Raw genomic sequence first — 21,347 nt, 5'->3', positions numbered from 1 at the left:
ATTTTCTCGGCCAAGTCTGCCCGAGGGCAGTGACACGTCAAGCCGGGTGCCCGTTCCGTGACCCTCCGCACAACAAGCGTCTCGGAAGCGTTACACGAACTGCGCTCAATTTGCACAGGCGTATACGGAAGGGAGGGGGTGGCCGGTTCATCCCGGACCGTGATGTCGGGCGGAGCCTGTAGCGTGACCGCAAGGAAAGACGTATCGGTGTGCCGGTACGGCGAGACACCGAAGACAGATGACGGCGAGGACTGATGGCACCCGAATCCGAAGCAGGCGGCGGTATGTCGGACGCTGCTGCGGAGTCCTGGGGCATCGGCGGAGTGGTCGGCGACGGGCGCTACCGGCTGACCCACCGTCTGGGACGTGGCGGCATGGCCGAGGTGTTCGCCGCCGAGGACGTCCGGCTGGGCCGCACGGTCGCGGTCAAGCTGCTGCGCTCCGACCTCGCCGAGGACCCCGTCTCCAAGGCGCGCTTCACGCGCGAGGCGCAGTCGGTCGCCGGGCTCAACCACCATGCCATCGTGGCGGTGTACGACTCCGGCGAGGACGTCGTGGCCGGCCAGTCGGTGCCGTACATCGTGATGGAGCTGGTCGAGGGCCGCACCATCCGCGACCTGCTGATCAGCGCCGAGGCGCCGGGTCCGGAGCAGGCCCTGATCATCGTGTCGGGCGTGCTCGAGGCGCTCGCCTACTCGCACCAGCACGGCATCGTGCACCGTGACATCAAGCCGGCCAACGTCATCATCACGCACACCGGCGCCGTCAAGGTCATGGACTTCGGCATCGCGCGCGCCCTGCACGGCGCGCAGTCGACGATGACCCAGACCGGCATGGTCATGGGCACGCCGCAGTACCTCTCGCCCGAGCAGGCGCTCGGCAAGGCCGTCGACCACCGCTCCGACCTGTACGCCACGGGCTGTCTGCTCTACGAACTGCTCGCGCTGCGGCCCCCGTTCACCGGCGAGACGCCGCTGTCGGTGGTCTACCAGCACGTCCAGGACGCTCCCGTCCCGCCGTCGGACGTCGCCCAGGCCGCGCCGCCGGAGCTGGACGGGCTGGTCATGCGCTCGCTCGCCAAGGAGCCGGACGACCGGTTCCAGAGCGCAGAGGAGATGCGCGGCCTGATCCAGTACGGCCTGCAGATGCTGCAGCAGCAGGGCGGTCACACCGGCACGTGGAACACGGGCCCGGTGGAGATGCACGAGGGCGGGCACACGCCGCCCGGCGGGCTCGCCGCGACGGCCGCGCTCGGCCACCCGATGCACCACGAGACGGCGCAGCGTCCCCTCCTGCCGCCGAGGAACCCGGAGGACGGCGGGGTCGGCGGGTACGACGGCGGTCACGGCGGCTACGGGCAGGACGGCGGCTACGGTTCGCAGGGGGGCCGGAGCGGCGGACGCGGCAAGGTGCTGCTCTTCGTAGCGCTCGCGATGGTCGCGATCGTGGCCGGTGTCGTCTACGCCTGGGACAAGGCGGCGGACCGGAGCGGCGGCACGACGGACAAGCCGACCGTCACCAACCAGCCGTCCAGCCCGACGGATTCGCCGACGCCCTCGGAGGAGCCGTCGGAGGAGTCGCAGGAACCCGACACCTCCACCGGCGGCAACGACTACCCCTGGACGCCCACGAACAGGCCCACGAACCGGCCGACGACCCCGAGCACGCCGACGGGCGAGCCGTCGACCGACCCGGCGGACGGCGGCACCACCGACGGCGGCACCACCGACGGCGGCACCGACACGGGCACGTCGACCGGGACCTCGACCGGCACGTCCACCGGTACCAGCACGGGCACGTCGACCGGCACGTCGAGCGGTACGTCCACCGGTACCAGCACGGGCACGTCGAGCGGTTCGTCCACCGGCACCACCACCGGTACGACGACGGGCGCCAACGGCGAGCCCACGGGGGGCACCACTCCCTGACGGGCCGTCCCCATCGACCGGGGCCGGCCGCGTCAGCCCGTGAACGCGTCGCGCACCGCCTCGTATTCGCGGGTCCACCACACCACCAGGGCCGACGCCGCAGGGAACTGCGGGTCGGCCCTTCGGTCGTCGAGCTGGTAGCGCCAGCGCAGTATCCAGAAGTCGTTGAGGCGCTCCCACCACACCCGGTGCACCGCGGCCGCCAGTTCGTTCGCGTCCACGCCCGCGGCGCGCCGGTAGTCCCGCGCGTACGCCCGCACCTTCGTCAACGCCAGTTCGCCCGCGGGCCGTACGAAGAAGATGGCGGCGGCCCGCACGGCCTCCTCGGCCCGCGGCTGGACGCCGAGCCTGTCCCAGTCGACGATCGCGGCCGGTTCCGCGCCCCGGTAGAGCAGGTTCAGCGGGTGGAAGTCGCCGTGCACCCAGCCCGCGGCCGAGGCGGGCGGCGGGCGCCGGTGGACGTGCTCGGCCAGCAGGCGGCGGCGCTGGAGCAGCCGGTGCACGGCCAGTTCGTCGAAGCCGTCCCGGGGGCGGCGGGCGCGGGCGAGGCGCAGCAGGTCGCCGATGACCCGGAACGTCTCCTCGGGGCGGGCGCTCTCGTGTTCCTCGCCCGGTGGCGGTGGTTCCATCACCTGGTCGAGGCAGGTGTGGACCCGGCCGAGGAGCAGGCCGAGCCGCCGTGAGCCGCCGGCGGACAGCTGGGCGCCGTCGCGGTGGCGGCCGTCGACCCAGGGGTGCAGGGCGTAGCACCGGCCGCCGATCACCGCGACGGTCCGGCCGGCGGAGTCGGCGAGCGGTGGGGCGACGGGCAGGCCTAGGGCGTGCAGGCGCTGGGTGGCGCGGTGCTGGCGGCTGATGGTGTCCCGGTCCGCGGTCGGGGCGTCGAGGTGCTGCTTGAGGAAGTAGGCGCCGCGGGTGGTGGCGAGGCGGTAGCCGCGGTTGAGCAGGCCCTGGGTGACGGGTTCGCAGGACAGGGGCTCGCCGGCCTCCCGGTAGCGGCGCAGGAGGGCGCCGAGCGGCGGGACGAGCGTTTCAGATGAGCGCGGCACTCGCCAGATGTTAGATCACGCTACGTGGTGGAGGTGTCGCTCAGCGGCGCGAGCGTCCGCGCGTGCGCCGGCGCTCCCGGTGGCCCGTGCGCCGTCGGGTGCGTCGATGCGCGTGCCCGCGTGCTCCCCGAGGGTCCCGGCGGCGTAGTCGAGCGCGTGGACGGTCACGAACCGGGGCTCGATGCGCATGTAGACCGGGTCGAAGGGCTCGCCGTCCACGGTCCGGGGGGTGGGCCCGAAGGCGGCCAGCTGCTCCTCGGTCGGCTCGACGAGCTCGGCGGTGCCCGTGAACTGCACGGACCACAGGTTCTCGGAGCCGGAGTTGAGGTTGTCGGCGCAGTAGGCGACGACGCTGCCGGCGCACGCCCGGTGGTAGCCGAGTCCCCGGTGCAGCCGCAGCAGCACGCGGCCCTCGTCCACGATGTGCCGGGCCGGCGCGACGAACGGCATCGCCCGCATGCTCGTCGCCACGCGACCGTACGACACCCCGGTCAGCAGCTCGATGGCTCGGATCTCCTCGGTGGACATGTTCTCCACTCTCCGTCACGGCCACGCCGCCCGACAGGGGCGCCTGCCCCGGCAGGAGGGGACGTAAGTCCCGAATCCGGGCCGTCCGAGCCTGTTCCGCCCGTCGGTCCGCCGGTCCTCAGCGCCGCTCGGCCTGGAGGCGCGCCACGTAGGCCGCGGCCTGCGAGCGCCGTTCCATGCCCAGCTTCGACAGCAGGCTGGAGACGTAGTTCTTGATGGTCTTCTCCGCGAGGTGGAGCCGCTCGCCGATGACGCGGTTGGTCAGGCCCTCGCCGATCAGGTCGAGGATCCTGCGCTCCTGATCCGTCAGGCTCGCGAGCTTGTCGTCCCCCTTCGGGTTGTTGCCGTCGCGCAGCCGCTCCAGGACCCGGGCGGTCGCCACGGGGTCGAGCAGCGACTTGCCGGCGGCGACGTCCCGGACCGCCGACAGGAGCTCGTTCCCCCGAATGGCCTTGAGGACGTATCCCGAGGCCCCGGCCATGATCGCGTCGAAGAGCGCCTCGTCGTCGGCGTACGAGGTGAGCATCAGGCACCTGATGTCCTCGTTCTGCGAACGCACCTCGCGACAGACCTCGACACCGCTGCCGTCGGGCAGCCGGACGTCGAGCACGGCGACGTCGGGACGCGTCGCAGGGATCCTGACCAGCGCATCTGTCGCTGTGCCGGCCTCTCCGACCACTTCGATGTCGTCCTCCACGGTGAGCAGCTCGTGGACGCCACGCCGGACGACTTCGTGGTCGTCGAGCAGAAATACCCGGATTTTTCCATCTTCGCGCACGGGGCCAGTCTCACATATTGGCTCTTCCCGTGCCCGGGGGTGCCGGGATACCGTGCCCGTGTTCCGGCGGCCTCCTGGCCGTTGCACTGCGCTGACCAGCTACGTTTCCCGTTTTCTCGATTTACTTGGAAATCCAAGCAAAATCGCAGGTCAAATGGGGTTTCGCAGGAATGCGGCGCACTGGGTAACGTGCCTATGACAGGGCGCTCGCCGGGGCACCTGTCACGCCCGACCCCGGCCGAGCCGCACCCACCCCGTGCGCGGGCCGGAAGGGCGAGCCTCCCCTTGCCTGCGGTAGGGGGAACCCCAGGCCTTGCCCGGCGAACCCGGGGGCCGGACCGACGGAGGAGCACGCACGTGACCGTGGAGAGCACTGCCGCGCGCAAGACGACGCGACGCAGCAGCGGCACCAAGCGCACCGCCAGCGCGAGCGCGACCGCGAAGAAGGCACAGGGTCCCGAGAACCCGGAGCCCGAGCTCGTTCAGCTGCTGACGCCCGAAGGGGAGCGCGTTCAGCACCCCGAGTACGACATCGACCTGAGCGCCGACGAGCTGCGCGGTCTCTACCGCGACATGGTCCTGACCCGTCGCTTCGACTCCGAGGCGACCTCCCTGCAGCGCCAGGGCGAGCTGGGCCTGTGGGCCTCGCTGCTCGGCCAGGAGGCCGCCCAGATCGGCTCGGGCCGCGCCCTGCGGGACGACGACTACGTCTTCCCGACCTACCGCGAGCACGGCGTCGCCTGGTGCCGCGGGGTGGACCCGACCAACCTGCTCGGCATGTTCCGGGGTGTGAACCACGGCGGCTGGGACCCCAGCAGCAACAACTTCCACCTGTACACGATCGTCCTCGGCTCGCAGACCCTGCACGCCACCGGCTACGCCATGGGTGTCGCCAAGGACGGCGCGGACTCCGCCGTGCTCGCATACTTCGGCGACGGCGCCTCCAGCCAGGGCGACGTCAACGAGTCGTTCGTGTTCTCCGCGGTCTACAACGCCCCGGTCGTGTTCTTCTGCCAGAACAACCAGTGGGCCATCTCCGAGCCCATCGAGAAGCAGACCCGCGTCCCGCTCTACCAGCGCGCCCGCGGCTTCGGCTTCCCCGGCGTCCGCGTCGACGGCAACGACGTCCTCGCGTGCCTGGCCGTGACCCGGTCGGCGCTCGAGCGCGCCCGCCGCGGCGAGGGCCCGACGCTCATCGAGGCGTTCACCTACCGCATGGCCGCCCACACCACCTCCGACGACCCGACCCGCTACCGCCGCGACGCGGAGCGCGAGGCGTGGGAGGCCAAGGACCCGATCATGCGCCTCAAGGCGTACATGGGGAACGAGGGCCACGCCGACGCGGCCTTCTTCGAGGAGCTCGAGGCGGAGAGCGAGGCTCTCGGCAAGCACGTCCGCGAGGTCGTCCGCGCCATGCCCGTGCCGGAGCACATGGCGATCTTCGACAACGTGTACGCGGACGGGCACGCGCTCGTCGACGAGGAGCGCGCAGAGTTCGCCGCCTACCAGGCGTCCTTCGCGGGCGGAGAGGCCGAGTAATCATGGCTGTTCAGAAGCTTCCCCTCGCCAAGGCGCTCAACGAGTCGCTGCGCAAGGCCCTGGAGACCGACCCCAAGGTCGTCATCATGGGCCTCGACGTCGGCAAGCTCGGCGGTGTCTTCCGGATCACCGACGGCCTGCAGAAGGACTTCGGCGAGGACCGGGTCATCGACACGCCGCTCGCCGAGTCCGGCATCGTCGGCACCGCGATCGGCCTCGCCCTGCGCGGCTACCGGCCGGTCGTGGAGATCCAGTTCGACGGTTTCGTCTTCCCGGCCTACGACCAGATCGTCACCCAGCTGGCGAAGATGCGGGCCCGTTCGCTCGGCACCGTGAAGATGCCGGTCGTCATCCGCATCCCGTACGGCGGCGGCATCGGTGCCGTCGAGCACCACTCCGAGTCCCCCGAGTCGCTCTTCGCGCACGTCGCGGGCCTCAAGGTCGTCACCCCGGCGAACTCCTCCGACGCCTACTGGATGCTCCAGCAGGCGATCCAGAGCGACGACCCGGTCATCTTCTTCGAGCCCAAGCGCCGCTACTGGGACAAGGGCGAGGTCGACACCGAGGCCATCCCCGGTGAGCTGCACAAGGCCCGCGTCGCCCGTGAGGGCACGGACCTCACGCTCGTCGCCTACGGCCCGATGGTGAAGACCTGTCTGGAGGCCGCCGCGGCCGCCGCCGAGGAGGGCAAGTCCGTCGAGGTCGTCGACCTGCGGTCGGTCTCCCCGCTGGACTTCGACACCATCCAGGCCTCGGTCGAGAAGACCCGCCGTCTGGTCGTGGTCCACGAGGCCCCGGTCTTCTTCGGCTCCGGCGCGGAGATCGCCGCACGGATCACCGAGCGCTGCTTCTACCACCTGGAAGCCCCCGTCCTGCGGGTCGGCGGCTACCACGCGCCGTATCCGCCGGCGCGCCTGGAGGAGGAGTACCTGCCGGGCCTGGACCGCGTGCTCGACGCCGTCGACCGCTCGCTGGCGTACTGAGGAGAACCACGTGACCATCCGCGAATTCAAGATGCCCGACGTGGGCGAGGGCCTCACCGAGGCCGAGATCCTCAAGTGGTACGTCCAGCCCGGTGACAAGGTCGCCGACGGGCAGGTCGTCTGCGAGGTCGAGACGGCCAAGGCCGCCGTCGAACTTCCCAGCCCCTTCGACGGCGTGGTGCACGAGCTGCGCTTCCCCGAGGGCGCGACGGTGGACGTCGGCGAGGTGATCATCTCGGTCAACGTCGGCGGAGACGCGCCCGCGGAGGCTCCCGCCGCCCCGGTCGCCGCAGCCCCCGAGCCCGTCGTGGCGCCCGTGGCCCCCGCGGCCGAGGAAGCCGAGCCGCAGGGCCGTCAGCCGGTCCTGGTGGGCTACGGCGTCGCCGCGACCTCGACCAAGCGCCGGCCGCGCAAGGGCGCCACGGTGCCCGGGCAGGCCGCCGCCGCGATCCAGGGCGAGCTCAACGGGCACGGCGCGGTGGCGACCGCCGCCCGCCCGCTGGCCAAGCCGCCGGTGCGCAAGCTCGCCAAGGACCTCGGGGTCGACCTGGCGACGGTCGTCCCGACCGGCCCGGACGGGATCATCACCCGCGAGGACGTCCACGCGGCCGCCGCCCCGGCGCCGTCCGCCGTGACCGAGGCCCCGGCACCGGTCGCGGCTCCGGCTCCCGCGGCCGTCCCCGCACCCGCGGCCGCTCCGGCCGCCGCGGTGTCGGCGGACGCGCGGGAGACCCGCGTCCCGATCAAGGGCGTGCGCAAGGCGACCGCGGCGGCGATGGTCGGCTCGGCCTTCACCGCCCCGCACGTCACCGAGTTCGTGACCTTCGACATCACGCGCACGATGAAGCTGGTCGAGGAGCTCAAGTCCGACAAGGACATGGCGGGCCTGCGGGTCAACCCGCTCCTCCTCATCGCCAAGGCCGTCCTGGTCGCCGCCAAGCGCAACCCGGACATCAACGCGTCCTGGGACGAGGCGAACCAGGAGATCGTGCTCAAGCACTACGTCAACCTGGGCATCGCCGCGGCCACCCCGCGGGGCCTGATCGTGCCGAACATCAAGGACGCGCACGCCCAGACCCTGCCGGAGCTGTCGCGGTCCCTGAGCGAGCTGGTCGCGACCGCCCGTGAGGGCAAGACGACCCCGGCGGCGATGCAGGGCGGCACCTTCACCATCACCAACGTCGGCGTCTTCGGCGTCGACACCGGTACGCCCATCCTGAACCCGGGCGAGTCCGCGATCCTCGCGGTCGGGGCCATCAAGCTCCAGCCGTGGGTCCACAAGGGCAAGGTGAAGCCGCGCCAGGTCACGACGCTGGCCCTGTCGTTCGACCACCGCCTGGTGGACGGCGAGCTCGGCTCCAAGTTCCTGGCGGACATCGCCGCCATCCTGGAGCAGCCGAAGCGCCTCATCACCTGGGCCTGACAAGCCCTTCGGGCGGAACGCCCGACTTCACGTGTTTCACGTGAAACGCCCGGCCGGGGCCTCCTCGGCCGGGCGTCGTCACACTCAGGCGCGTCCGTATCGCGGACGCGCCTGTTTGATGCACCCCTCTTGTATCTATGCTGTGTTCATGGCATCCGCACCCCCAGCCGCCGACCGCGTCTACATGCACGTCAAGCAGGCTGTGCTCGACCGCCGTTACGAGGGCGGCACCCTCCTCACCGAGGGGGAGCTCGCCGAGGCCGTCGGGGTCTCCCGCACGCCGGTGCGCGAGGCCCTGCTCAAGCTGGAGATGGAAGGGCTGCTCAAGCTCTACCCGAAGAAGGGCGCCCTGGTGCTCGCCGTCTCCGCCCAGGAGATCGCCGACGTCGTCGAGACCCGGCTGCTGGTCGAGGAGTTCGCCGTACGCCGGGCCGTGCCCGCCTCCCCCGCGCTGATCGCGCGGCTCGAGGAACTCCTGGAGGAGCAGAAGCGCCGGGCCGAGGCCGGTGACCTCGCCGAGGTCGCCGTCACCGACCGCTGCTTCCACGCCGAGATCGTCCAGCACGCCGGCAACCAGATCCTCGCCAGGCTCTACGACCAACTGCGCGACCGGCAGCTGCGGATGGGCGTCGCGGTGATGCAGTCGCAGCCCGACCGGATCGCCAAGAACATCACCGAGCACGCCGAGATCCTGGAGCGGATCAAGGAGGGCGACGTCGAGGGCGCCGCCGCCTGCGTCCGGCAGCACCTCAGCTGGGTCAAGGTCCTGGTGCGGGGTGAGGCACGGTGAGCGGACGCGGATTCGGGTCCGCCGTCACCCTGCCCGGCGACCCGCCCGGGGGCCGCCGCGCCGCCCTGGTCTGGGGCGTCGGCGTCGCCGTCTACTTCGTCGCCGTCATCTTCCGCACCTCGCTGGGCGTCGCCGGCCTCGACGCCGCCGACCGCTTCGACGTCAACGCCTCCGCCCTCTCCACCTTCTCCATCCTGCAACTGCTGGTCTACGCGGGCATGCAGATACCCGTCGGCCTGATGGTCGACCGGCTCGGCACGAAGAAGGTGCTGACCCTCGGCGTCGTGCTCTTCACCGTCGGCCAGCTCGGCTTCGCCCTCTCCCCCTCGTACGGCATGGCCCTCGCCTCCCGGGCCCTCCTCGGCTGCGGCGACGCGATGACCTTCATCAGCGTGCTGCGCCTGGGCGCCCGCTGGTTCCCGGCCCGCCGCGGCCCCCTCATCGGCCAGGTCGCCGCCCTCTTCGGCATGGCCGGCAACCTCGTCTCGACCCTCTTCATCGCCCGGGCGCTCAACGGCTGGGGCTGGACCGCCACCTTCGTCGGCAGCTCCGTCGCCGGCATCGCCGTCCTCGTGCTGCTGCTCCTCTTCCTCAAGGACCACCCCGAGGGATACGAACCGGCGCCCGTCACGCACGCCGGCGCCGCCTTCGTCCGGCGCCAGATCGTCCAGTCCTGGCGCGAACCCGGCACCAGGCTCGGCATGTGGGTGCACTTCACCACCCAGTTCCCGGCGATGGTCTTCCTGCTGCTGTGGGGCATGCCGTTCCTGGTCGAGGACCAGGGGCTGACCCGGGGCGTCGCCGGCGAACTGCTGACGCTCGTGGTCCTGTCCAACATGGCCGTGGGGCTCGCCTACGGCCAGATCATCGCCCGGCACCACGCGGCGAGGGCCCCGCTCGCCCTCGGCACCGTCGCGGGAACCGCGCTGCTGTGGGCCGCCACCCTGCTGCACCCGGGGGACCGGGCCCCGATGTGGCTCCTGGTCACCCTCTGCGTCGTTCTCGGCGCCTGCGGCCCCGCCTCGATGATCGGCTTCGACTTCGCCCGCCCGGCCAACCCGCCGGAGCGTCAGGGCACCGCCTCGGGAATCGTCAACATGGGCGGTTTCGTCGCCTCGATGACGACGCTGCTCGCGGTCGGCGTCCTCCTCGACGCGACCGGCGACAACTACCGGATCGCCTTCTCCTCCGTCTTCGTCCTGGAGGCCCTGGGCGTCGTGCAGATCCTGCGCCTCAAGGCCCGCACCGCGCGGCGCGAGCGGGAACGGCTCGTGGCGAGCCGGGTGGAGGCCGTGCACGTACCGGTGTGAGCACCCCGGCCGGGGGCGGCACCGGGAGAGCGGCCCTCGCCCGGCCCCCGGGCCGGAAGCGGCCCCCGAGCGAGGCGAGCCGGGCGGGACTTTCGCCACACGCCCCCATCCCTCAGCGGGGCGTCACCGTGAAGTTGTCCAGGATCGCCTGCGCCAGGTCCAGGTCGCCCTCCGCCTTGACCCGGTCGGCGACCTCGGCCGCCCGCACCCGCCCGCAGGCCAGCCGGACGTACGTCTCCCAGTCCGTGGCCAGCGTCGCCACCGGACCCAGCGACGGCGAGCCGTCGACCGAACCGCGGCCCTCCGCGTCCACCCGCACCGTCCGCAGGAACTCGACCGGGCCGTGCACGTCGACCACGATCGCCGAGTTGACCGGCGCGCCCGCGTCCTTGGCCACCACCTTCGGCAAGGCCTCCAGCAGCACGTCCCGCGAGATCAGAGCGGCGGGGGAGTCCAGGTTGCCCGGCCGGCCCAGCGTCGTCCGCAGGTCCTGCTCGTGGACCCACACGTCGAAGGCGCGCATCCGGTAGGCGACCTCGAGGGTCTGCTCGGCACCGAGCGGCGCCCGGATCAGATGCTCCGGCCCGCGGTTCTCGTTGCGCAGCTGACGCGCCCTGCGGATCAGGATGTACTCCAGCTCCGCGGTCATCTCCGGACCGGTGTGGTGCCGGCGCACATCGACCTGCATCTCCATGTAGCGGGCGAACTCGCTGCGCACGTGGTAGAGATCGCGGGGCAGGGAGTGGATGGGGCGGGGGTCGCCGAGCATCTCGCACTCCATGCCGATCACATGGGAGACGATGTCCCGCACCGACCACCCCGGACACGGCGTCGGACGGTTCCACTCCCCCTCCACGAGCGGCTGAACCAGTTCGGATATCGCTTCGATGGAGTGGGTCCAGGCGTCGGCATAGGTCTGGAGGCTGGGATGGACGGTCACGGGACCCCTCGGCGGTTCTGCGGTGCGCGGGCTGAAAACAAGACTGCTTGGGAGGCTCGGACGCTAAGTTACGCTGCCCGAAGGCACCCCGGCAGTGCTTTCGTGTGACGATCGTAGGCCCGTGTTGACGGCTCGAATGCCAGGACGGTGGTAGTGTGCGCGCCTCGCTGATCCAGATTGCAGTAGACCCGGACGAATCGATCGAATCCCGCCGGGCGCGGGTGGCCGGTCTCGTACGGGCGGAGCGCGGCGGCGCCGACCTCGTCGTGCTCCCCGAGCTGTGGCCCATGGGGGCGTTCGCCTACGAGGACTTCGCCGCCGAGTCCGAACCGCTGCACGGCCCCACCCACGAGGGCATGGCTGCGGCGGCCCGTGACGCGGAGGTCTGGCTGCACGCCGGCTCGTTCGTGGAGGCGGCCGGGGGAGCGCTGTACAACACCTCGCTCGTCTTCTCCCCCGCCGGCGAACTCGTCGCGAGCTACCGGAAGATCCACCGCTTCGGCTTCGACAAGGGCGAGGCGGTGATGATGGCGGCCGGCGAGGACCTGGTGACCGCCGCGCTGCCGGGGCTGACGCTGGGCCTCGCCACCTGCTACGACCTGCGTTTCCCCGAACTCTTCCGGGGCCTGGTGGACGCCGGCGCGCAGGCGTTCGTCGTGCCCGCGGGATGGCCCGCCCGGCGCCGCGCGCACTGGACGCTGCTCGCGCAGGCGCGGGCCGTCGAGAACCAGGCGTACGTGCTGGCCTGCGACACGGCCGGGACGCACGCGGGCGTGGAACAGGCGGGGCACTCGATCGTGGTGGACCCCTGGGGCGAGGTCCTCGCCGAGGCGGGCCCGGACGAGGAGATCCTGCGGGTGGTCCTCGACCCGGCGAAGGTCGGGACGACGCGGGAGCAGTTCCCGGCCCTGAAGGACCGGGTCCTGGGCGTGGCCCCGCCGGTCCAGGGGGCGTGACCGACCCGCAGGCCCTGAGGGATCAGTCCTCCCGTTCCCGCTCGGACATCCGGATCACGCACACCGCCACGGCGATCAGCAGCGACGCGTCGGCGTCCTCGCGGACGACGTTCACGGCGTACGTGTCCCGCAGGCGGAACCACTGCCGGGAGATGTGCGCGAGCAGTTCGCCGTCGTACTCGACGGTGAACTCCCGGTCCAGGATCCGCCCGCTCACATCCAGCTCGGTGCCGTCCACGAGGCCGACGCGGTAGTGGTTGCGCAGCAGCGACAGCCGCTTCCGGCGGATCGTCGCGAGCGGCCGCTCGTCGCGCTCGATCGTCATGGTGTCGCGCAGGCTGAACAGCTTCTGCCGCAACGTGACGAGGACCTGCCCGAGCGGGTCCTTCAGCTCCAGGGTGTCCCGCAGGCGCAGGGCCTTGCCGTCGACGAGGAAGGCGTGGCGGCCGTCCTCGTCCTCGATCCAGTAGTCGTCGCCCAGGGCGAGGATCTTGTCCCGTACGAGGTATTTCATACGGCCACAGCTTCCCCGGCGGCCCCGGCGCCACGCGGGTGCGAAGGGGTGGCCACGGGCGGGGTCCGGCGCTTCCGGGCGGCTCCGGCACGGTCCGCCCCGTGGATCCGGACGCCCTGCCCCGGTTTCCCCGGGCTCTGCCGTACGCGCGTGATCCGGTGTTCATCCTCGGATGGCAAGCTTGAACCATGAACGATGCCGCCCCGGCGCCCACCCCCGCGCCCGCGCCCCGCCGTGCCCGTGTCCGTGCCCCCGAGCTGATCGGCAAGGGCGGATGGATCAACACCGGCGGGAAGGACCTGAAGCTCGCCGACTTCCGAGGTCGCGTATTGATCTTGGATTTTTGGACGTTCTGCTGCATCAACTGCCTCCACGTCCTCGACGAGCTCCGTGAGCTGGAGGAGAAGCACCGCGACACCCTGGTGATCGTCGGGGTCCATTCGCCGAAGTTCGTCCACGAGGCCGAGCACCAGGCCGTCGTCGACGCCGTGGAGCGCTACGAGGTGCACCACCCCGTGCTCGACGACCCGGAGCTCGCGACCTGGAAGCAGTACGCCGTGCGGGCCTGGCCGACGCTCGTCGTCATCGACCCCGAGGGGTACATCGTCGCCCAGCACGCCGGTGAGGGTCACGCCAACGCCCTCGCGACCCTCGTCGAGGAGCTGGAGGCCGAGCACGAGGCGAAGGGCACCCTGCGGCGCGGGGACGGGCCGTACGTGCCGCCGGAGCCCGTCGCGACCGACCTGCGTTTCCCCGGGAAGGCCGTCCTGCTGCCCTCCGGGAACCACCTGGTCTCCGACACGACCCGTCACCAGCTCGTCGAGCTGGCGCCGGACGGCGAGAGCGTGGTGCGCCGGATCGGCGACGGCGAGTTCCGCGAGCCGCAGGGCCTCGCGCTGCTTCCCGACGGGAAGGTCGTCGTGGCCGACACCGTGAACCACGCGCTGCGCACCTTCGACCCGGAGACCGGCGCGATCGAGCGGATCGCGGGCACCGGCAAGCAGTGGTGGCAGGGCTCCCCCACGTCGGGCCCGGCGCTCGACGTCGCGCTCTCGTCGCCGTGGGACGTCGCCTGGTGGCAGGGCAAGGTGTGGATCGCGATGGCCGGCGTCCACCAGCTGTGGACGTACGACCCCGAGGCGGGGACGGTGCAGGTCGCCGCCGGCACCACGAACGAGGGCCTGGTCGACGGGCCGGCGGCCGAGGCCTGGTTCGCCCAGCCGTCGGGGCTCGCCGCGGCCGGGGACCGGCTGTGGATCGCCGACTCCGAGACCAGTGCGGTGCGCTGGATCGACACCGACGGTGTCGTCCACACCGCCGTCGGCACCGGCCTCTTCGACTTCGGTCACCGTGACGGCGAGGCCGGCCAGGCGCTGCTCCAGCACCCGCTGGGCGTGACCGCGCTGCCCGACGGCTCGGTGGCGATCGCGGACACGTACAACCACGCGCTGCGCCGCTTCGACCCCGCCACCGGCGAGGTGACCACGCTCGCCACGGACCTGCGCGAGCCGAGCGACGCGGTGCTGGTCGGGGACGACATCGTCGTGGTCGAGTCCGCCCGGCACCGGCTGACCCGGCTGCGGCTGCCCGAGGAGGCCGTCCAGGTCGAGTCGGTGGCCCACCGGACGCAGCGCGAGGCGACCGAGGTGGCGCCCGGCCGGCTGCGGCTCGACGTCGTCTTCCAGGCGCCGACGGGGCAGAAGCTGGACGAGCGCTACGGTCCCTCGACCCGGCTGCTGGTCTCCTCGACGCCGCCCGAGCTGCTGCTGGGCGGCGAGGGCACGGGCACGGACCTGTTCCGGGAGCTCGACCTGAACCCGGAGCTCGCCGAGGGCGTGCTGCACGTCTCGGCGATGGCGGCGTCCTGCGACGACGATCCGGCCAACGAGTACCCGGCCTGCCACGTCCACCAGCAGGACTGGGGTGTGCCGGTGCGGCTGGCGGAGGGCGGCGCGGCGCGCCTCCCGCTGATCCTCGCGGGGATGGACGGCCAGGCGTAGAGACAGGTCCTAGCGGACGGTTCCCTGGTTCCTGGACGGGCGGCCCGCCGCTCCGTCCAGGCAGCCGGCCACCCAGGCGGCCGGGTCGTGGGCGGCGCGGTCGCCGCCCATGCCCAGGCGCTGCATCTCGGCGCACTCGCCGGTCAGCAGGGACCGGGTGCGCTCGCCGGTGACGTCGTAGCCCCGGATGCGGGCCGCCTGGACGTAGCCGCCCTCGTAGGCGATGTCCGTGGCCCAGGGCGGCCGTCCGTCGTAGCGGGCGATGCCGTACCAGGCCACCGCCGTGCCGATCAGGGCGGCGGTGGCCAGGCCGGCGATGAACTTCCCTCGGGGCGGGCCCTCGTGACGGTGCATGAGTTCACGGTGCCGACGGGGGCCTTTCGCCGATGTTTCGCCGGTCGCTCAGTAGTCGCGGCGTCCCTCGTCCACCACGGTGGGGGCGGACGGCGGGACGACGACCCGCCGGCGCCGGGCGATGCTCGCGAACGTCGCCGTGCCGATGAGACCGACCGCCATCATGATCAGTCCCACCAGGTCGAGGTTGACGCCGTCGAGCTCCCAGTCCGTGGCGAACGTGAGGATCGCGCCGACGGCGATGAGGATGATGCAGCCTCCCAGGCCCATGGATCCCGCCTCCTAGTGGGGTAGTCGGGATCGGGTACCCGGGTCCGGGCGGGCTATCCCTCCGCTCGCGTGTTCGCTCCGCCCGGATCGCGTCCCGGGTGCCTCATCCCTCCAGGAAGGCGACGAGCGCGTTGGCCAGGTGGTACGGGTCCTCCGCGCCGCAGAGTTCGCGGGCGCTGTGCATCGAGAGGCAGGCGACGCCGATGTCGACGGTGCTGATGCCGTGGCGGGCGGCCGTGATCGGGCCGATCGTCGTGCCGCAGGGCATGTCGTTGTTGGACACGAAGGACTGCCACGGCACGCCGGCCTTCTCGCAGGCCGCGGCGAAGACGGCCCGGCCGCTGCCGTCGGTGGCGTAGCGCTGGTTGACGTTGACCTTGAGGATCGGGCCGCCGTTGGGGCGCGGGTGGTGCGTCGGGTCGTGGCGCTCGGCGTAGTTGGGGTGGACGGCGTGGCCGACGTCTGAGGAGAGGCAGATCGAGCCGGCGAAGGCGCGGGCGCGGTCCTCGTAGGCTCCGCCGCGGGCGTAGACCGAGCGTTCCAGGACGTTGCCGAGGAGCGGGCCCTGGGCGCCGGTGTCGGCCTCGGAGCCGTTCTCCTCGTGGTCGAAGGCGGCGAGGACCGGGATGTACGGGAGGTCGGGCCGCGCGGCGACGGCGGCGAGCGCGGCGACGCCCGCGTGCACGGAGATGAGGTTGTCCATCCGGGGGCCGGCGAGGAGTTCGAGGTCGCGGCCGAGGTAGGCGGGTGCCTCGACGGCGTGCACCATCAGGTCCCAGCCGGTGACGTCCTCGGCGTCGACGCCCGCCTCGGCGGCGACGAAGGAGATGAGGTCGCCCTCGTGGACCTCGCCGAGGCCCCAGATCGGCTGCATGTGCCGCTGGCGTTCGAGCTTGAGGCCTTCGTTGGCCTGGCGGTCGAGGTGGATGGCGAGCTGCGGGACGCGCAGGACGGGCCGGTCGACGTTGACGAGGACGTGGCTGCCGTCGCGCAGGGTGAGACGGCCGGCGAGGCCGAGGTCGCGGTCGAGCCAGGTGTTGAGCAGGGTGCCGCCGTAGATCTCGACGGCGACCTGGCGCCAGCCCTGGTTCCCCAGGTCGGGCTGGGGCTTGACGCGCAGGTTGGGGGAGTCGGTGTGGGCGCCGACGACGCGGTACGGGGTGTGGGGGTCGGCGCCCTCCGGTACGTACCAGGCGATGATCGCGCCGCCGCGGATCACGTACTTCCCGCCGCTCGTCCCGTCCCAGGCGTCGGTCTCCTCGACCTTGCGGAAACCGGCCTTCTCCAGGCGGTCGGCCGCGTTCGCCACGGCGTGGTACGGCGACGGGGAGGCCGCGAGGAAGGTCATGAGGTCATCGGTGTGGCCGCGGTCGAAGCGGGAGGGTGCGCTACTCATGCGTTCACCATACGCAGCACGCCGGAGGCGGTGCCCGGGCCCTGGAGAACGGTTCCTTCCCGGGCCCGGCGGGGAAGACGAAACGGCCCGCTCCCCTCCCCGGGAGCGAGCCGTTCGCGGTGGACGGAGGCGCGTACTAGAACGCGGCCTCGTCCAGGTCCATGAGCGAGCCGTCGACGGCCTCGGCGAGCGCGCGCTCGGCGCCGACGCCCGGCAGGACGTTGGCGGCGAAGAACTTCGCGGCGGCGATCTTGCCGGTGTAGAAGACCTTGTCCTTGGCGGAGGCGCTCTCCAGCTTCTCCGCGGCGACGGCCGCGCCCTTCAGCAGCAGGTAGCCGACGACGACGTCACCGGAGGCCATGAGCAGGCGGGTGGTGTTGAGGCCGACCTTGTAGATGTTCTTGACGTCCTCGCCGGTGGCGGTGAGGTCGGTGAGCATCGTGCCGACGATGCCCTCCAGGTCCACGGCGGCCTTGGCGAGCGCGTCGCGGGCGCCGGCCAGCTCCTCGCCGCCGGTGCCGACCGCGAGGAACTTCTTGATCTCCTCGGCCAGCGTGTTCAGGGACGCGCCCTGGTCACGGACGATCTTGCGGAAGAAGAAGTCCTGGCCCTGGATGGCCGTGGTGCCCTCGTAGAGGGTGTCGATCTTGGCGTCCCGGATGTACTGCTCGATCGGGTACTCCTGCAGGAAGCCGGAGCCGCCGAAGGTCTGGAGCGACTGCGCGAGCTGCTCGTAGCCCTTCTCGGAGCCGTAGCCCTTCACGATCGGCAGCAGCAGGTCGTTCAGGCCGATCTCGGCCTTCGCGTCCTCGCCTGCGGCCTCCTTGAGCTGGATCGCGTCCTGCACGGCGGCCGTGTAGAGCACGAGGGAGCGCATGCCCTCGGCGTACGCCTTCTGCGTCATCAGCGAGCGGCGGACGTCGGGGTGGTGCGTGATGGTGACCTTGGGCGCGGCCTTGTCCATGAAGTTCGCCAGGTCGGTGCCCTGGACGCGCTCCTTGGCGTACTCCAGGGCGTTGAGGTAGCCCGTGGAGAGGGTGGAGATCGCCTTCGTGCCGACCATCATGCGGGCGAACTCGATGATGAGGAACATCTGGCGGATGCCGTCGTGCTTGTCGCCGATCAGCCAGCCCTTGGCGGGGTGCTGGTCGCCGAAGGTCATCTCGCAGGTGTTGGAGGCCTTGAGGCCCATCTTGTGCTCGACGTTGGTGGCGTAGACGCCGTTGCGCTCGCCCAGCTCGCCGGTCTCCCAGTCGAAGTGGTACTTCGGCACGAGGAAGAGGGACAGGCCCTTGGTGCCGGGGCCGGCGCCCTCGGGGCGGGCGAGGACGTAGTGGAGGATGTTCTCCTCCATGTCGTGCTCACCGGAGGTGATGAAGCGCTTCACGCCCTCGATGTGCCAGGAGCCGTCCTCCTGCTGGACGGCCTTGGTGCGGCCGGCGCCGACGTCCGAGCCGGCGTCCGGCTCGGTGAGGACCATGGTGGAGCCCCACTGGCGGTCGACGGCGATCTGCGCGACCTTCTTCTGCGCCTCGTTGCCCTCGTTGAAGAGGATGCCGGCGAAGGCGGGGCCGGAGGAGTACATCCAGACGGCCGGGTTCGCGCCGAGGATCAGCTCCGCGTACGCCCAGATGAGGGAGCGCGGGGAGGTCGTGCCGCCGATCTCCTCGGGGAGGCCGAGGCGCCAGTACTCGGAGTCCATGAAGGCCTTGTAGGACTTCTTGAAGCTCGCCGGGACCGGGGCGGTGTTGGTCTCGGGGTCGAAGACCGGCGGGTTGCGGTCGGCGTCGGCGAAGGACTCGGCCAGCTCGTTCTCCGAGAGGCGGGTGAGCTCTTCGAGCACGCTCTTGGCGGTCTCGACGTCCATCTCCTCGAACGGACCGGTGCCGTAGACCTTGTCGCGTCCGAGGACCTCGAAGAGGTTGAACTCGATGTCGCGGAGATTCGACTTGTAGTGCCCCATGGCGACGGCTCCGTAAGGATCGGGGAGGGAGATGTCCTCGTACGCGTACTCGTACTACCGGTGAGTAGCCCACGCTCTCTACGATGATGCTACCCACCGGTAATAAGATGCAACCCCTGGCCGGATATCTGTGACGCGAGCCGCACGCCCCGGGCCTTGCGTGACGCTCAGTCGCCGACCTTGTACTCCGGGTCGGTGTAGCAGGGCGACGTCAGGGAGACCGAGAGGCTGTCGCGGGTCGCCTTCTCCCACTTCGACGCGTCCTTGTACGTCGAGGGGAGCAGCAGCTCGATCGTGGCCGTGTGGTGGTCCTTCTCGTGCTCCACGTCGAGCTGGAGCTGCTTGGCCTGCGACTTCGCGGGCTCGAAGCGGAGCACCTTCCATCCCTTGGCCGGCAGCTCCTGGTGGAGCCGTTCCATCGCCTGCTTCAGGGCGTCGGCGTCGGGGGCGTACATCGACCAGAAGTGACGGACCCGGAAGCCGTCGTCCACCCCGTCGCAGGGGGACGCGTCGGGGGCGCCGTTGTTCGCCTCGCGCAGGCCGGCCGTGTCGAAGATCGTGCTGGACCGTGAGCGGACCAGGTCCTTGGCCGCGGTGACCTTCATCGGCTGCGGCTCGTAGGGCAGGCCGGCGTCGTTGCTCATGGTGGTGCATCCCGTCGCGAGGAGAAGGGCGGCGGTGGTCAGGGCCCCGCCGGTGCGTGCGGTGGTGCGGCGGCTCATTGCGAGGTCACTTCCTGGTACCGGCCCGTGACGACGCGGGCCTGGTTGTTGAGGCTCTCGGTGCCGTTGTCCCAGTAGCCGCTGTGGCCGCGGGACCCGTCCGTGGCCACGATGTGCGCGCCGAAGTCGGGGTTGGTCGGTGTCAGCGGCTTCACGACGCTGGCGCCGTCGCCGTCGATGAACGACGGCAGGATGTCGACGTCCAGCTTCTTCGGCGCGTGGCCCCAGCCGCCGAGGTCCGGCACCGGGTCGCTGGTGACGAAGGGGATGTTGAAACCGCCGTACTTGCCGTCGGTGACCCCGCCGGGCAGGTGCAGGCCCTTCAGGTAGGGGTCGCTGTCGGCCTCGGCGGCGTAGACGTGGCCCTTGGGCACGTCCAGGTCGGTGGCGCTGCCCACCTGCATGCCCGGGCTGCCGGCCACGAAGATGTCGTCGGCCGCCAGGTGGCCCTGGCGGGCGGCGGAGCCGATGACCGTGCTGCCGTAGCTGTGGCCGGTCACGGTCATGTGGGTCGGGTCGCCCTGGTGCGTGGCGCGCAGCCCGTCGACGAAGCCGTTCAGCTTGGGGGCGCCGTCGTCGGCGTAGTGGCTGAAGGGCGCGTCCTTGACGATGCTCTGCGGGGCGTCGTAGCCGAGCCAGGTGATCGTGGACACGCTCTGACCGTTCGCCAGGTTGTCGCTGGCGCGCCAGAGGGTCTCCATGCGCTTGATGTCGCCGCCGATGCCCTCCAGGTTCGACGTGGTGCCGGGCACGTACATCGCGGTGTGCGTCGCGGTGTCCGGATTGCCGTTGGCGACGATGGCGTGGCCGTTGCCCTGGGTGTCGAAGCCCAGGAGGTACGCCTCGGGCAGCGGGCGCTCGCCGGGACGCTCGGACTGGCCCGTGCGGTCGAAGCGGGCCTGGATCGCGTCCATGCCCTTCTTCTGGGCGGTGAGCTCCTCGAAACGGTCCCCGTACTTCTTGTCCCACTGGAGGTACTCGGGGTTCTTGATGACCGCCGGGTACTGGCCGCTGGGGTTCTGGATGTACTCCTGGGGCTGCTTCGGTATGGCGTTCAGGTCCAGCTGGGCCTGGGCGCGGGTCTCCGCGAGGACCATGCGGTTGGCGTCGTCGCGGACCGTGGAGGGGATGCCGTCGAGCGCGCCGATGGACGCCGGGTAGAGCGTGGCGTACTCGTCACGCTGCTCCTGGGTCAGCCCGTTCCACCAGTCGGCGTTCTCCTTCGGCGACTTGCCGTGCGGGATCTTGCCGTCGTCCGCGTACTTCCCGGCGGCGTCCTGGAGGGCCTTGGTGTCCTTGGCGGCGTCGGCGAGGGTCTCGTCGCTGACGGTGAGGCCGGGCTCGGCCTTCAGCTTGCGCAGGACGCCCGCGTACCGTCCGTCGATCTCGGCGGCCTCGCGCACCGCGTCGCCGATGCGCTGGGCGATGTCCTCGGCCTTGCCCTTGTTGGGGTCGGAGCTGCCGATGCCCTCGGCCTTGCCGGGCAGGTAGGGGAAGGGTGCGCCGTCCTGGGCCGTGGTGGCGCCCGGCTTGAGGACGTAGGACTGGGTGGGGTACTCGACGGACCCGTCGGGCTTGACCGTGAACTTGAGGTTCTCGGCGTCCTCCAGCGCCTGCTTCAGCTTCCGCTGCGGGGCGGCGAGCTCGGAGGCCAGCCCGTTGAGCGCGGTGCGGATCAGCCCGCACTCGGCGTGCAGGTACTGGAAGTTGCGGCTCAGCTGCTGGACGTCGCCGGTGGCGGTCTTGGCGGCCTCGCCCTTCTGGGTGTCGTTGATCCGCGCGAACATGCCGTTGTCGACGCGGTCCTTGTCGACGTTGGCGCGGGAGCTGATCTTGCCCCAGCCGTCCGCCGCGTCCGTGTACTCGCTCAGCTTCACGTCGCGCAGCTGCTGCCAGGTGGGCAT

19 protein-coding genes are annotated in these 21,347 nt (G+C 71.3%); 8 read left to right on the top strand and 11 right to left on the bottom strand.

The features are described 5' to 3' along the window. Nucleotides 1-254: 254 nt before the first annotated feature. On the top strand, nucleotides 255-1,928 hold the full coding sequence (locus ACGFZF_RS09480) for a protein kinase (RefSeq protein ID WP_393552507.1): 1,674 nt from the start codon (nucleotides 255-257) through the stop codon (nucleotides 1,926-1,928). Nucleotides 1,929-1,960: 32 nt separating this feature from the next. On the opposite strand, the gene ACGFZF_RS09475 is transcribed toward ACGFZF_RS09480, so the two are convergent. The 3 genes from ACGFZF_RS09475 to ACGFZF_RS09465 form a co-directional block, all read right to left on the bottom strand. After that, nucleotides 1,961-2,977: a phosphotransferase gene (locus ACGFZF_RS09475; protein ID WP_393552504.1), complete on the bottom strand. Its 1,017-nt coding sequence runs from the start codon at nucleotides 2,975-2,977 to the stop codon at nucleotides 1,961-1,963. 15 nt (nucleotides 2,978-2,992) lie between these two features. Then, nucleotides 2,993-3,505, bottom strand: a complete 513-nt coding sequence (locus tag ACGFZF_RS09470) for a pyridoxamine 5'-phosphate oxidase family protein (protein WP_393552501.1) — start codon at nucleotides 3,503-3,505, stop codon at nucleotides 2,993-2,995. A gap of 118 nt (nucleotides 3,506-3,623) precedes the next feature. Then, a complete protein-coding gene (locus tag ACGFZF_RS09465; protein WP_393552498.1) occupies nucleotides 3,624-4,283 on the bottom strand; it encodes a response regulator in 660 nt (219 codons plus the stop codon). A gap of 357 nt (nucleotides 4,284-4,640) precedes the next feature. Between ACGFZF_RS09465 and pdhA the strand changes: the two genes are divergently transcribed. The 5 genes from pdhA to ACGFZF_RS09440 all read left to right on the top strand — a co-directional run bounded on the left by pdhA (nucleotide 4,641) and on the right by ACGFZF_RS09440 (nucleotide 10,328). Beyond that, on the top strand, nucleotides 4,641-5,822 hold the full coding sequence (gene pdhA, locus ACGFZF_RS09460) for a pyruvate dehydrogenase (acetyl-transferring) E1 component subunit alpha (protein WP_393552495.1): 1,182 nt from the start codon (nucleotides 4,641-4,643) through the stop codon (nucleotides 5,820-5,822). A 2-nt stretch (nucleotides 5,823-5,824) separates the two neighbouring features. After that, nucleotides 5,825-6,805, top strand: a complete 981-nt coding sequence (locus tag ACGFZF_RS09455; protein ID WP_393552492.1) for an alpha-ketoacid dehydrogenase subunit beta — start codon at nucleotides 5,825-5,827, stop codon at nucleotides 6,803-6,805. 31 nt (nucleotides 6,806-6,836) lie between these two features. Next, nucleotides 6,837-8,228 (top strand): dihydrolipoamide acetyltransferase family protein, encoded by a 1,392-nt coding sequence (locus ACGFZF_RS09450; protein WP_393552961.1) that lies wholly within the window; start codon nucleotides 6,837-6,839, stop codon nucleotides 8,226-8,228. A 148-nt stretch (nucleotides 8,229-8,376) separates the two neighbouring features. Then, complete coding sequence (locus ACGFZF_RS09445) at nucleotides 8,377-9,018, top strand: GntR family transcriptional regulator (protein WP_393552489.1); 642 nt, start codon at nucleotides 8,377-8,379, stop codon at nucleotides 9,016-9,018. Next, nucleotides 9,015-10,328, top strand: coding sequence for a nitrate/nitrite transporter (locus ACGFZF_RS09440; protein ID WP_393552486.1), 1,314 nt, complete (start codon nucleotides 9,015-9,017; stop codon nucleotides 10,326-10,328). Before ACGFZF_RS09445 ends, ACGFZF_RS09440 begins: the two co-directional genes overlap by 4 nt. A gap of 112 nt (nucleotides 10,329-10,440) precedes the next feature. Here the strand turns inward: ACGFZF_RS09440 and ACGFZF_RS09435 are convergent, their stop codons facing one another. Further along, the gene (locus ACGFZF_RS09435) at nucleotides 10,441-11,268 is read right to left on the bottom strand and encodes a maleylpyruvate isomerase family mycothiol-dependent enzyme (protein ID WP_393552482.1); all 828 of its coding nucleotides are present in this window, start codon (nucleotides 11,266-11,268) and stop codon (nucleotides 10,441-10,443) included. A 155-nt stretch (nucleotides 11,269-11,423) separates the two neighbouring features. Here ACGFZF_RS09435 and ACGFZF_RS09430 point away from each other — a divergent pair, with 155 nt between their 5' ends. Continuing rightward, nucleotides 11,424-12,224 (top strand): carbon-nitrogen family hydrolase, encoded by an 801-nt coding sequence (locus tag ACGFZF_RS09430; RefSeq protein ID WP_393552479.1) that lies wholly within the window; start codon nucleotides 11,424-11,426, stop codon nucleotides 12,222-12,224. A 22-nt stretch (nucleotides 12,225-12,246) separates the two neighbouring features. Here ACGFZF_RS09430 and ACGFZF_RS09425 read toward each other — a convergent pair whose 3' ends face one another. Beyond that, nucleotides 12,247-12,738 carry an LURP-one-related/scramblase family protein gene (locus tag ACGFZF_RS09425; protein ID WP_393552476.1) on the bottom strand — a complete coding sequence of 164 codons (492 nt, stop codon included), beginning with the start codon at nucleotides 12,736-12,738 and terminating at the stop codon, nucleotides 12,247-12,249. 188 nt (nucleotides 12,739-12,926) lie between these two features. Between ACGFZF_RS09425 and ACGFZF_RS09420 the strand changes: the two genes are divergently transcribed. Further along, the gene (locus ACGFZF_RS09420) at nucleotides 12,927-14,738 is read left to right on the top strand and encodes an NHL domain-containing thioredoxin family protein (RefSeq protein ID WP_393552473.1); all 1,812 of its coding nucleotides are present in this window, start codon (nucleotides 12,927-12,929) and stop codon (nucleotides 14,736-14,738) included. A gap of 9 nt (nucleotides 14,739-14,747) precedes the next feature. On the opposite strand, the gene ACGFZF_RS09415 is transcribed toward ACGFZF_RS09420, so the two are convergent. From ACGFZF_RS09415 to ACGFZF_RS09390, 6 genes are all read right to left on the bottom strand, one after another. Continuing rightward, nucleotides 14,748-15,092 carry a hypothetical protein gene (locus tag ACGFZF_RS09415; RefSeq protein ID WP_393552470.1) on the bottom strand — a complete coding sequence of 115 codons (345 nt, stop codon included), beginning with the start codon at nucleotides 15,090-15,092 and terminating at the stop codon, nucleotides 14,748-14,750. A gap of 48 nt (nucleotides 15,093-15,140) precedes the next feature. Beyond that, nucleotides 15,141-15,362 (bottom strand): DUF6458 family protein, encoded by a 222-nt coding sequence (locus tag ACGFZF_RS09410; protein ID WP_356601392.1) that lies wholly within the window; start codon nucleotides 15,360-15,362, stop codon nucleotides 15,141-15,143. A 103-nt stretch (nucleotides 15,363-15,465) separates the two neighbouring features. Next, entirely contained in the window at nucleotides 15,466-16,758 is a 1,293-nt protein-coding gene (locus ACGFZF_RS09405; RefSeq protein ID WP_393552468.1) for a M18 family aminopeptidase, read from the bottom strand. 136 nt (nucleotides 16,759-16,894) lie between these two features. Continuing rightward, a complete protein-coding gene (locus ACGFZF_RS09400; protein ID WP_393552464.1) occupies nucleotides 16,895-18,721 on the bottom strand; it encodes an acyl-CoA dehydrogenase in 1,827 nt (608 codons plus the stop codon). A 167-nt stretch (nucleotides 18,722-18,888) separates the two neighbouring features. Beyond that, nucleotides 18,889-19,443, bottom strand: a complete 555-nt coding sequence (locus ACGFZF_RS09395) for a hypothetical protein (protein WP_393552461.1) — start codon at nucleotides 19,441-19,443, stop codon at nucleotides 18,889-18,891. Further along, a complete protein-coding gene (locus ACGFZF_RS09390; RefSeq protein WP_393552458.1) occupies nucleotides 19,440-21,347 on the bottom strand; it encodes an alpha/beta hydrolase in 1,908 nt (635 codons plus the stop codon). Before ACGFZF_RS09390 ends, ACGFZF_RS09395 begins: the two co-directional genes overlap by 4 nt.

Source organism: Streptomyces sp. NPDC048338, from assembly GCF_043201055.1.
GTDB lineage: Bacteria > Actinomycetota > Actinomycetes > Streptomycetales > Streptomycetaceae > Streptomyces.
This window is presented reverse-complemented; position numbering and strand designations above follow the sequence as displayed.